The following is an 11,121-nucleotide window of genomic DNA, read 5'->3' as shown; positions in this document are numbered from 1 at the left end:
CCGATGCGTCCTCCCGCCTCAGTGGCGGGGCGCGTTCCGGGACCGCTGCACCTTCGTGGTGCGGCGGTCCTTCGCGTTCCAGCAGGCCTTGTGCCAGTGCCGCCGGTCGTCCACGCCGCCGTACTCGGACCACGCCACCACATGCGGCACGCTCGAGGGGATCTCCTGGTCGCAGCCGGGGCAGCGGTACCGCTTGCCGGCGGCGCTGGCGCCCGCCACGTGGCGGACCGACCACTCCTCGTCCTGCCAGGACTCGGTGCGGTGGAACCCCCCGTACCTGTCGCCCGACTCGCCGCTGGTCTCGTTCGGCTTCTCCCCGCCACGGGGGCGGTTGCGGCGCGGTGACACGGAACACCTCACTGGGGCGGACGCGGATGTGTGTCCGTCCAGCCTAAGGGCCGCGACTGTGGGTACTCGCACGGTCCGGTTCCAGTTACCGGAAAATCGCAACAACTTCCCGCTGGGCCGTTGCCTATGGCACCTGCCAGACGTTGTTGCCAGTGAGGGGAGCCGCGTCGGCCGGTCAAGGAGGCATAAGGCGATGCGTGTGGGAACTTTTGTACTGGCGGCCCAGTTTCCCGGCCAGGGCCAGGGGGAGGCGCTGCACCGCGCGGTGCGGTCGGCGGAGGTGGCCGAGGAGGCCGGACTGGACTCGGTATGGCTGGCCGAGCACCACTTCGTGCCGTACGGGGTCTGTCCCTCGGCCGTGACGCTCGCCGCGCTGCTGCTGGGCCGGACGCGTCGCATCAGGGTCGGGACGGCGGTCAGCGTGCTGCCGACGGCCCATCCCGTGGCGCTCGCCGAGCAGACGGCGCTGCTGCACATCACTTCCGGCGGGCGGTTCACGCTGGGGGTGGGCCGGGGCGGGCCGTGGGTCGACCTGGAGGTGTTCGGCACGGGTCTCACGGCGTACGAGACGGGCTTCCCCGAGTCGCTGGACCTGCTGCTGCGCTGGCTGCGTGAGCCGCGTGTCTCGGGTGAGGGGCCGCGTCACCGGTTCCGCGAGGTGGCCGTGGTGCCGAGGCCGCAGGAGCTGATCGACGGGGATCCCGTACCGGAGACGATCGTCGCCTGCACCTCGCCCGGGAGCGTGAAGCTCGCCGCCGAGCGGTGCCTGCCGATGCTGCTCGGGATGCACTGCGGCGACGAGGAGAAGGCCGAGATGGTCGCGCTGTGGCGGCGTGAGGCGCTGGCGGCCGGCCACACCCCGGACGCGGTGGCCCGGGCGGCGGGCGGCCATGTGTCGGCGGGGGTGGCGCAGATCGCGGACCGGACGGCGGACGCCACGGAGACGCTGGTCAAGGCGATGCCCGGCTGGCTCAAACAGGGACTGGACGCCCACGTCACCGTGGACGGCAGGCGTCGCACGATGCGCGACCCCGTCGCCTACGCCGAGCTGCTGTGCCGGCTGCATCCGGTGGGGACCCCCCGGGTGGCGGCGGACCGGCTGGCGGCGACCTCGGAGCGGACCGGCATCACACGCTTCGCCCTGCTCGTCGAGGGCTCCGGCGACGTCGCCGCCACGGAGGAGAACGTACGGCGGCTGGGTGCGGAGGTGGTACCCCGGGTCGAATGACGTCCACCATGCTGCCGCCCTGCACCAGTCGCACCTCCCGCGATGCGGAGCGGCAGCACTAGGGCGGGTCTCTCGGATCGCGCCGGGCTCGCGCGCCCTGGCACGCGCCCGATCCGGCCTGATCCAAAAGACACGCCCGGGCGTCAGCAGTCGCGCAGGGTCGGCGACTGGTTCAGCAGCTGGGCTCGTACGGAGGTGAAGCGGGTGAACCGCTCGTCGACCGACGAGTCCAGCGGGAACACCGCCACGCGGTGGCAGTTCTGGAACGCCAGACGGACGCCGAAGTGCCGCTGGAGCGCACCCCGGATCGCGTCACTCGCCAGTGCGCGCAGTAGCTGGCCGCGCGCCTGCTCGTCCGGCGGCGGCGTCTGGTTGTCGGCGAACGCACCGCCGTCCACCTTCAGCTGTGCCACCAGAGAGCTGATCATCTCCCATGCGTAGGGCAGGGAGGTCCGGACGCAGTCGACGAAGTCGGCTTCGTCGACCTCGCCTCGCTCGGCCTGTTCCAACAGCGCCGGTGAGACGTCGAGCGACATGGGTTCTCCTCTCGCGACCCCGGTCACCGGGGCCTTACGGGCAGGGAAGGAGGACGCCCCCCGCACGACACGCTGCGTGCACGAGCGACAACCTCCCGCTTCCACGGTAAGCGCGCTGTCCGGACCGCACCAGGAGATTGGGTGCACAACCGGCCATGGGAGAAGGGGAGTTTAGGACCGAATCGCGCGGAAGAGCGTGTGTCTTGTAGCGTTGCCGACCATGCGTCTCGTCATCGCCCGCTGCTCCGTGGACTACGCGGGCCGGCTCACGGCCCACCTCCCCTCCGCACCCCGTCTGATCCTGGTCAAGGCAGACGGCAGCGTCTCCATCCACGCTGACGACCGGGCGTACAAACCGCTCAATTGGATGTCGCCGCCGTGCACCCTCAAGGAGGGTGATGACCGTGTTTGGACGGTCGTGAACAAAGCGGGCGAGAAACTGATCATCACGATGGAGGAAGTCCTCCATGACTCGTCGCACGAGCTCGGGGTCGATCCCGGCCTCATCAAGGACGGCGTGGAAGCGCACCTCCAGGAGCTGCTGGCCGATCGGATCGAGACACTGGGCGACGGGTACACCCTGATCCGCCGCGAGTACCCGACCGCCATCGGGCCGGTCGACATCCTGTGCCGCGACGCGGACGGCGCGACCGTGGCCGTGGAGATCAAGCGCCGTGGCGAGATCGACGGCGTGGAGCAGCTCACCCGCTATCTGGAGCTGCTGAACCGCGATCCCCACCTGGCGCCCGTGAAGGGCGTCTTCGCCGCTCAGGAGATCAAGCCGCAGGCCCGGGTGCTGGCGACCGACCGCGGGATCGGATGCGTGGTGCTGGACTACGACGCGCTGCGCGGCATCGAGGACGACAAGCTGCGGCTGTTCTGAGCCACCTTGCTCCGTCCACGGCCCCGGGCACCGGCCCGGGGCCGTGGACATGTTTCAGGCCGCCGTGCCGGACGGCGTGGCACCGCTGCTCGTGGCGGGCGCGCTCTGGGTGGCGCCACCGGCCCCGCCGGTGGTCTCGGTGCCGCCGCTGCTGGTGCCGCCACCGGCACCACCCGTGGTCTCCGTCCCCCCGGTGGTGTCCGTCCCTCCGGTGGTGTCGGTACCGCCGGTGGTGTCCGTGCCCCCGGTCGTGTCCGTGCCACCCGTGGTGTCCGTCCCGCCGGTCGTGTCCGTGCCCCCGGTGGTGTCCGTCCCGCCGGTGGTCGGGGAGGAACTGCCCCCGGTCGTGGGCGAGCTGGTGCCTCCCGTGGTGGGCGAGGAGCTGCCGCCGGTCGTCGGCGAGCTGCTGCCGCCCGTCGTCGGTGAGGAACTCCCGCCGGTCGTGGTGGAGCTGCCGCCGGTCGTCGGGGAGCCGCTGCCGCCCGTGGTCGTACCGCCCGACGTCGCGGACGGGGTGCCCGACGGGGTGGACGGGGTGCCGGCGGTGCCGGTCTCGCCGGGGCCCGCCGTGGAGCCCGGGACGCCGGAGGTACCGGAGCCGGAGTCCGATCCGCCCGTGCCGCCGTCACCCGGGTCGCGCGTGGAACCCTGCGCGGGCTCCTCCGCGTCCAGGCCGCCGCCACCGCTGTCCTCGTTGGCCGACTGGTCCGAAGTGACCCGGCCGGAGCCGCCCTTGCCGTCGTCGGCGCCGCCCGAGGTCGCGCCCAGGGTCACCACCGTGCCGAGGACGGCCGCGAGGACGGCACCCGCCCCCGCCGCGACCAGGTTGCGCCGGGCGCCGTTCAGGATGCTGCGCCGCGCCGTCGGCCCGGCCGCCGGGGCGGGCCGTTCCTGGCGGGTGATGAGCGTCTCCGTCTCACCACCGGGGCCCTGCCGGGCGGCCGTCCCCGCCGGCTGCGGGACGCCCGCGGCCGCCGGTACGCCCCCGGGCGGGGACGCCGACTCCTCGTACCGCGCCGCGGGCACCTCCTCGCCCGCCGCCGTCCGGCCGCCGAGCAGCGGCCCGCGCTCGCGGTCCGCGACCAGGGCCAGGGCGCGCCGGCCGGCCACCGTGCCGCGCTTGTCGGCGAGGGCGCCGCGCATGGCGATGGACGCCTCCAGCTCGGCGCGGGCCCGGTCCAGGTTGCCGGCGCACAGCGCGAGGACGCCCAACTCGTGGTGGAAGTAGGCCTCCTCGGCCACCTCCCCCGCGTGCCGTGCCGCCTCGGCGCCGGTCCGCAGGGCCCGCTCCCAGGCCCCCCAGTGCAGGCCGGCCGCGAACGCGGGTGCCGCGCTGCGGGCCAGCACGACCGCCGCGTCGGCGTACGCCTCCTCCTCGTCGGCCGGGGAGGCCAGGGAATCGGAGTCGCCGGCCGTCTCCGAGGACCCGGAGCCGCCGAAGACGGCCGAGGTGCCGGTCGTGGCCGATGTGCCCGAAGTGCCGGGTGTGCCCGTGCCGTTGTCCGCGGCGGCCTGTACGAGTGCCGTCATCGCGGCCAGTACGGCGTCCGCCTCGGTGACCGCCCGCTCGGGGCTGACCGAGGGGTGGCCGACCCACCAGGCGTAGTGCTGGGCCGCGGTGTGGGCGCGGTCGGCGGCGCCCTCGTCGTACCCCTTCGCGACGAGCTGTGCCATCACGCCGGCGGCGAGCCGGTAGCGGGTGCCGACCGGGGTGAGCAGTCCGCAGCGCAGCAGCTCGCCGAGGGCGGCGTCCGCGTGGGTGTCGTTGACGAGCGCCGGCAGGTGCGCCTGGTGCGGCACCTCCCCGCCGAGCGCGACGGCGAAGCGCAGCGTTTCGCGGGCGGCCTCGGAGAGCCGGGAGGCGAGCAGGGGCGCGGGCGCCGCGCCGTCGCCGAGGGAGGGCAGCGGAGCCTCGCGGCCGTCGGCGAAGACGTTGTCCTCGTCCTCGTCGTCGGCCGGGCCGGCGCGCAGTTCGTCGCGCTGCCGCAGCAGGGCGCCGGCCTGGACGAACCGCAGTGGCAGGCCTTCCGACTCGAACCAGAGGTCGCCGGCCCAGTTCGCCTCGTCGTCGGTGAGCGGCCGGTCCACGCCGCGCTCCAGCAGTTCCAGCGCGGAACTGCGGTCCAGCCCGGAGAGGAAGACCTCTTCGAGGTGGGAGTCGGCGGACGGCGCTGCGACGTCGGGCGTGGCGGCGAGCAGGAACGCGCACTCGGGGGTGGCCTCGAGGAGCTCGTCCAGCGCGGCGCCGCCGAACTCCAGGTCGTCCAGCACGACGACCGCGCCGATGCCGTGGACGGCGGCCAGCAGCCCGGCGCGGTCGGGCCGGTGGGCCGGCGCGCGGTGGACGGTGGCGAACAGGTCGTACAGCAGCTCGGTGGGCGTGCGGTGGTGGCCGGAGAGCCGGATGACTCCGTCGGGCGCGAGGTCGGCGCAGTCGGCGGCGACGGCGTCGAGCAGCGCGGTGCGCCCGGAGCCCGCCGGTCCGGTGAGGCGTACGGAGCGGCCGCGGGAGAGCAGCCTGACCAGCCGCTCGCGCTGCTCCTGGCGCTCCAGCAGGGGCAGCGGCGGGCCGGCGGGGCCGGGCGGTACGGGCGGGCCGGCCGCGCGGGTCAGGTCGGCGCGCTCCTCGGCGGTGTGGCGGCCGGGCGGCTCGGGACGGCGCCCGGGCGGGCACGGTTCGATCTCGCTGCCGTCTATCGGGTTGATGGTGAGCAGGAGGTCGCCCGAGACGAGTTGCGCGGTCCGGGCGGGGCCCGGTGGTGCGCCGCCTTGGGCGAAGGCGGGTGTGGGGCCGCCGTCGCGCGTGCTGCGCGGGCGGCTGTCGCCGTCGCGGTCGTCGTGGCCGAAGTCTTCCGGTGCCCGGTTGATCGGGTCCATGGTGAAAGCCCCCAAAAGCGTGGTGCGCGGAAAGCCCCTCCCGGCCTTTCTGCACGCCCGCTGTCGCTTCTGGTCCGGTGCCCGCCGGGTGGGTCCGTCAATCGGCAGGCGACCGAACCCTAGACCTTCGCTCAGTATGGATGAAGAGCCGGGGTGGCACGGCGCCCAAGACGTCACGGTCTTGTGAGGATTGGGCGCCTGGTGCGATTTACCAGGCCCGTACCCGTTACACCCGGGGCAACGTTTCGGCGGCGATACCGCCCTCGATGGCGAGGATGCGGTGCAGCCGGGTGGCCACCAGCAGGCGCTGCATCTGGGGCGGTACGCCCCGCAGCACCAGCCGGCGGCCGCAGCGGCCCGCTCGCCGGTGGGCGCCCATGATGACTCCGAGCCCTGTGGCGTCCCAGGAGTCGAGGCCGGTCAGGTCGAGCACCAGGTCGCCGGCTCCGTCGTCGACGGCCGAGTGCAGGACCGTACGGGCGTCCGCCGCGCTGCGGACGTCGAGGCGGCCCCCGACGACCAGCTCGGCGTGGTCGCCCCTGATGTGCATATGCGCTCCCCGAGAGTGCGTTGTCGTCACGTCTTTACGTCGTGCACGTCTTTCGTCGTCACGTACTTCTATGCATCAACTGACTGCCGGACCGGCGGACCAGTTGCGCCTTGTAAGCGAACCGATACCGAATTCACCCCGAGGGGTGATGGTGAAACGGTCGATACGGCTCAGTGCTTGTAGAAGCCCTGCCCGCTCTTACGTCCGATGTCACCCGCGTCCACCATCCGGCGCATCAGCTCCGGCGGCGCGAACTTCTCGTCCTGGGACTCGGTGTAGATGTTGCTGGTGGCGTGGAGCAGGATGTCGACGCCGGTGAGGTCGGCGGTCGCCAGCGGACCCATCGCGTGGCCGAAGCCGAGCTTGCAGGCGATGTCGATGTCCTCGGCGGAGGCGACGCCCGATTCGTACAGCTTCGCCGCTTCGACGACGAGGGCGGAGATGAGACGGGTCGTCACGAACCCGGCGACGTCGCGGTTGACGACGATGCAGGTCTTGCCGACGGACTCGGCGAACTCGCGGGCGGTGGCGAGGGTTTCGTCGCTGGTCTTGTAGCCGCGCACCAGTTCGCAGAGCTGCATCATCGGGACGGGCGAGAAGAAGTGGGCGCCGACGACGCGCTCCGGGCGCTCCGTCACGGCCGCGATCTTGGTGATCGGGATGGCGGAGGTGTTGGAGGCGAGGACGGCGTCGTCGCGTACGAGTTTGTCGAGCGTACGGAAGATCTCGTGCTTGACGTCCAGCTTCTCGAAGACGGCCTCGACGACGATGTCGGCGTCGGCGGCCGCGTCCATGTCGGTGGTCGTGGTGATCCGGGCCAGGGCGGCCTCGGCCTCGGACGCGTCGAGCCTGCCCTTGGCGACGAACTTGTCGTACGAGGCCTTGATGCCGTCGGTGCCGCGGGTCAGGGCGGCGTCGGTGACGTCGCGGAGCACGACGTCCCAGCCCGCCTGGGCCGAGACCTGTGCGATTCCGGATCCCATGAGTCCGGCCCCGATGACGGCGAGCTTCCTGGCCACGATCTTCCCCTTAACACCCGTTTACGTATCGGCTCTTCGCGGAGGGTAGCGGGCGCGCGCGGCCGTGTGGCGCCGAAGAGATGCGCGTCACGTCTCAGATGACGGACATCACACCGATACGGGCGGCGGAGTGAGTCCGAGCCGTCGCCAGTGGGCCGTGAGCCGGGTCACTCGGGCGGTCGGACCGCGTACTCCAGCACCTTGCGCCCCATCAGTTCCTCCATCTCGTCGAGGAGGCCGAGGGCTTCGCGGGCAACCTCGCCGATGTCGCGCCGCTTGACCATCTCCGTGCCGATCCAGGCCATGAGCGTGCTGTGGATCCAGGAGAGCTGCCCGGCGACGAGGGTGGGCATCGGGTCGTCGCCGGCGGCGGCCGTCTCCTTGGCGAGGGTGGCGGTCAGGTCGGCGAGCGCTTCCTGCTGGATGGCCCAGAGGCGGGAGCGCAGGGCGTGGGCGCCGGTGATGACGTGCATGAAGTCGGCCCAGCCGGCGAAGAGGCCGATGGCGGGTGACTGGCCGACGACGGCGGCGCGCAGTTCCCGTAGGACGGCGTCGGCGGCGGACTCTCCGGGGCGGCGGCCGCGGACGTAGCGGGAGAGCCGGTCGATGACGTCCTCGCCGCGGTCGAGGAAGAGGTCTTCCTTGGCGGGGAAGTAGTTGTACACGGTGTTGACGGAGACGTCGGCGGCCTTGGCGATCTCGGCGATCGTCACGGCGTCGAAGCCCCGCTCCAGGAACAGGCCCGTCGCCACGTCGGAGATGTGCTGCCGGGTCTGCCGCTTCTTGCGCTCTCTCAGTCCCTCGGTCGTCGCCATGCCCTCATCCTAGCTTCGCTGGGGGGACTAGAAACTTGTAGTCATTGCAAAATTTAAGTGACTCTGTTTTTCTTGACGCATGCCCATCCTCAGCACGGCCGGACTGGCCCACACCTTCCGCACCCGGAGCGGCCCCGTCGAAGCCGTCCGCGGCATCGACCTGACCGTCCACGCGGGCGAGATCCTCGGCTTCCTCGGACCCAACGGGGCCGGCAAGACCACCACGCTGCGCATGCTCACCACGCTGCTCCCACCGACCGGCGGCGCCGCCACGGTCGCCGGGTGCGACCTGGTCGGCGACCCCGTCGGCGTACGGCGGCGGATCGGGTACGTCGCCCAGTCCGGCGGCGTCGACCTCAGCGTCTCCGTACGCGAGGAACTGGTCACCCAGGGCCGCCTCTACCGCCTCTCCAAGGCCGACGCGACCGCCCGCGCCGACGAGCTGGCGCGCGAACTGGAGCTGACCGAGCTGCTGGACCGCCCCTGCGGGGCGCTCTCCGGCGGCCAGCGGCGGCGCCTGGACATCGCCATGGGGCTGACGCACCACCCCGAAGTGCTCTTCCTGGACGAACCGACCACCGGCCTCGACCCCGGCAGCCGCGCGGACCTGTGGCGACTGGTGCGGCGACTGCGCGACACCCACGGCACGACCGTCTTCCTCACCACCCACTACCTCGACGAGGCCGACGAACTGTCGGACCGGCTCGTCGTCGTCGACAAAGGCGCGGTCGTCGCGGAAGGCACCCCGACCGCGCTCAAGGAGCGGTACTCCGGATCGGCCGGCGCGTCGCTGCAGGAGACGTTCCTCGCCATCACCGGACGGGGCCCCGCGCCCGCCGACCCCACGCCCATCGCCGTCTAGGAGACCCGCATGCTGTTGCACGACACCGCGCTCGTCCTCGGGCGGTACGCCCGCCAGACGCTGCGCTCCGGATTCCAGCTGCTCTTCGGCGTCCTGATGCCGCTGCTGTACCTGCTCTTCTTCGGCCCCCTGCTCACCGGCCTCCCGCTCGGCACCGAGGGCGACTCCTGGCAGGTCCTCGTCCCCGGCCTGCTGCTCCAGCTCGGCCTCTTCGGCGCCTCCTTCGCGGGGTTCGCGATCATCATCGAGAAGCAGATGGGGGTCGTCGAGCGGATGCGGGTCACACCGGTCAGCCGGCTCGCGCTGCTGCTCGGCCGGGTCCTGCGGGACGCGGCGGTCTTCGTCTTCCAGGCGGTGCTGCTGGTCCTGGCCGCCGTGGCGATGGGGCTGCGGGCGCCGCTCGGCGGGATCCTCATCGGATTCGCCTTCGTCGCCGTCCTGACGGTGGCGCTGGCGGCGCTGTCGTACGCGCTGGCGCTGAAGGTGTCGAAGCCGCAGGAGTTCGGGCCGGTCGTCAACGCGGTGAGCATGCCGTCGATGCTGCTGTCCGGCCTGATGCTGCCGATGGCCCTGGCTCCGGCCTGGCTCGACGTCCTCTCGCACCTCATGCCGTTCCGTTACCTGGTCGACGCGGTGAGGGCCGGGTACGTGGGCGACTACACGAGCACGGCGATGCTGTACGGGGTGCTGGTCGCCGCCACCTTCGCCGGTCTCGCCGTGACGGTGGGCACAAGAGTGTTCCGGAGGGCCGGGGCGTAACTAGGCTGGCCGCATGGTCAATCTGACGCGCATCTACACCCGCACCGGCGACAAGGGCACGACGGCACTCGGCGACATGAGCCGCACGGCCAAGACGGACCTGCGGATCGCGGCGTACGCCGACGCCAACGAGGCCAACGCGGTCATCGGCACCGCCATCGCGCTGGGCAGCCTCGACGAGGAGGTCGTCAAGGTCCTCGTCCGCGTACAGAACGACCTGTTCGACGTGGGCGCGGACCTGTCGACCCCCGTGGTCGAGGACCCGAAGTACCCGCCGCTGCGGGTGGAGCAGTCCTACGTCGACAAGCTGGAGGCGGACTGCGACCGGTTCCTGGAGGACCTGGACAAGCTCCGTTCCTTCATCCTCCCGGGCGGCACCCCCGGCGCGGCCCTGCTGCACCAGGCGTGCACGGTCGTGCGCCGCGCCGAGCGCTCGACGTGGGCCGCGCTGGAGGTCCACGGCGAGACGATGAACGCCCTGACGGCGACGTACCTCAACCGCCTGTCCGACCTGCTCTTCATCCTGGCGCGCACGGCCAACAAGCAGGTCGGCGACGTGCTGTGGGTACCGGGCGGGGAGCGCTGAGACCGGCGGAGCGCTAGCGGCGGTCCACGCCGACCGGTTCGCGGGGCTCGGCGGCCGGTTCGGGCTCCTTGCCGGGCAGGATCGCGTACCAGAGGGCGACCAGGCCGTGGATGCCTGCCGCCCGCCAGGCCGCACCCATCCAGCCCTGCAGCGAACCGGTCCGGCTCGCGTCGCCCACGTACAGGATCGCCAGCCACAGCAGGACGGTGGCGACCGCCGCCCCGGCCAGCGTGCCGAGCCAGAGGCGGCCCTCGTGGCGGGCCCGGGCCCTGCCGTGGCGGGGCGGGCCCACGGGGCGCGGGGCGCCCGCGAGGCGGTGGGCGGCGTGGCCGTCGAGCCACTTCACGGTGCGGTGGCCGTGGCCGACGGTGTACCCGATGTACAGCGCGGCCAGCCCGTGCTTCCAGCTCGGTTCGGCGCCGTTCTTGAGGTCCAGGGCGGTCACGACCAGCAGGACGACCTCCAGCAGCGGCTCGCACAGCAGCAGCGCCGCGCCCGTACGGGGCATCCTCAGCAAGTAGCGGACGGCCAGCCCGGCGGCCAGCAGCACCCAGAAACCGACCTCACAGATCACGATGAGCGTGACGACCACGGCGCTCTCCCTTCGGCACCCCTCCAGCCTCCCGGCCGCCGGGCGCCGATTCGTCGTCTCCGGTGA

General features: G+C 72.3%; 12 protein-coding genes. 5 read left to right on the top strand and 7 right to left on the bottom strand.

Annotated elements, in window-relative coordinates; genetic code table 11:
- Positions 1 to 18 precede the first annotated feature (18 nt).
- A complete protein-coding gene (locus tag ACZ6C1_RS01545; protein WP_469236642.1) occupies positions 19 to 348 on the bottom strand; it encodes an ATP/GTP-binding protein in 330 nt (109 codons plus the stop codon).
- A gap of 193 nt (positions 349 to 541) precedes the next feature.
- On the opposite strand from ACZ6C1_RS01545, the gene ACZ6C1_RS01540 reads away from it, so the two are divergent.
- Entirely contained in the window at positions 542 to 1,576 is a 1,035-nt protein-coding gene (locus tag ACZ6C1_RS01540; RefSeq protein WP_469236640.1) for an LLM class flavin-dependent oxidoreductase, read from the top strand.
- Between the two features lie 143 nt (positions 1,577 to 1,719).
- Here the strand turns inward: ACZ6C1_RS01540 and ACZ6C1_RS01535 are convergent, their stop codons facing one another.
- Entirely contained in the window at positions 1,720 to 2,112 is a 393-nt protein-coding gene (locus ACZ6C1_RS01535) for an SCO5389 family protein (protein ID WP_469236638.1), read from the bottom strand.
- Between the two features lie 220 nt (positions 2,113 to 2,332).
- Here ACZ6C1_RS01535 and nucS point away from each other — a divergent pair, with 220 nt between their 5' ends.
- Positions 2,333 to 2,995: an endonuclease NucS gene (nucS, locus tag ACZ6C1_RS01530; protein ID WP_064071816.1), complete on the top strand. Its 663-nt coding sequence runs from the start codon at positions 2,333 to 2,335 to the stop codon at positions 2,993 to 2,995.
- Between the two features lie 54 nt (positions 2,996 to 3,049).
- On the opposite strand, the gene ACZ6C1_RS01525 is transcribed toward nucS, so the two are convergent.
- From ACZ6C1_RS01525 to ACZ6C1_RS01510, 4 genes are all read right to left on the bottom strand, one after another.
- Positions 3,050 to 5,872, bottom strand: a complete 2,823-nt coding sequence (locus ACZ6C1_RS01525; protein WP_469236636.1) for an ATP-binding protein — start codon at positions 5,870 to 5,872, stop codon at positions 3,050 to 3,052.
- Positions 5,873 to 6,098: 226 nt separating this feature from the next.
- A complete protein-coding gene (locus ACZ6C1_RS01520) occupies positions 6,099 to 6,422 on the bottom strand; it encodes an STAS domain-containing protein (protein WP_031073773.1) in 324 nt (107 codons plus the stop codon).
- Positions 6,423 to 6,592: 170 nt separating this feature from the next.
- Complete coding sequence (locus ACZ6C1_RS01515; RefSeq protein ID WP_469236634.1) at positions 6,593 to 7,441, bottom strand: 3-hydroxyacyl-CoA dehydrogenase family protein; 849 nt, start codon at positions 7,439 to 7,441, stop codon at positions 6,593 to 6,595.
- 167 nt (positions 7,442 to 7,608) lie between these two features.
- Positions 7,609 to 8,256 carry a TetR/AcrR family transcriptional regulator gene (locus ACZ6C1_RS01510; protein WP_469236632.1) on the bottom strand — a complete coding sequence of 216 codons (648 nt, stop codon included), beginning with the start codon at positions 8,254 to 8,256 and terminating at the stop codon, positions 7,609 to 7,611.
- A 79-nt stretch (positions 8,257 to 8,335) separates the two neighbouring features.
- Between ACZ6C1_RS01510 and ACZ6C1_RS01505 the strand changes: the two genes are divergently transcribed.
- Genes ACZ6C1_RS01505 through ACZ6C1_RS01495 form a run of 3 tightly spaced genes read left to right on the top strand, consistent with a single transcriptional unit; the run spans position 8,336 to position 10,463 of the window.
- Positions 8,336 to 9,118 carry an ABC transporter ATP-binding protein gene (locus ACZ6C1_RS01505; RefSeq protein ID WP_469236630.1) on the top strand — a complete coding sequence of 261 codons (783 nt, stop codon included), beginning with the start codon at positions 8,336 to 8,338 and terminating at the stop codon, positions 9,116 to 9,118.
- A 9-nt stretch (positions 9,119 to 9,127) separates the two neighbouring features.
- On the top strand, positions 9,128 to 9,877 hold the full coding sequence (locus ACZ6C1_RS01500; RefSeq protein ID WP_469236628.1) for an ABC transporter permease: 750 nt from the start codon (positions 9,128 to 9,130) through the stop codon (positions 9,875 to 9,877).
- A 13-nt stretch (positions 9,878 to 9,890) separates the two neighbouring features.
- Positions 9,891 to 10,463, top strand: coding sequence for a cob(I)yrinic acid a,c-diamide adenosyltransferase (locus ACZ6C1_RS01495; protein ID WP_469236627.1), 573 nt, complete (start codon positions 9,891 to 9,893; stop codon positions 10,461 to 10,463).
- A 13-nt stretch (positions 10,464 to 10,476) separates the two neighbouring features.
- On the opposite strand, the gene ACZ6C1_RS01490 is transcribed toward ACZ6C1_RS01495, so the two are convergent.
- Positions 10,477 to 11,055 (bottom strand): hypothetical protein, encoded by a 579-nt coding sequence (locus tag ACZ6C1_RS01490; protein ID WP_469236625.1) that lies wholly within the window; start codon positions 11,053 to 11,055, stop codon positions 10,477 to 10,479.
- Positions 11,056 to 11,121: the final 66 nt, after the last annotated feature.

This window comes from Streptomyces sp. NPDC041796 (assembly GCF_055590785.1).
Note: the sequence above shows the minus strand (reverse complement) of the source record. Positions and strands in the feature narration are given on the sequence as shown.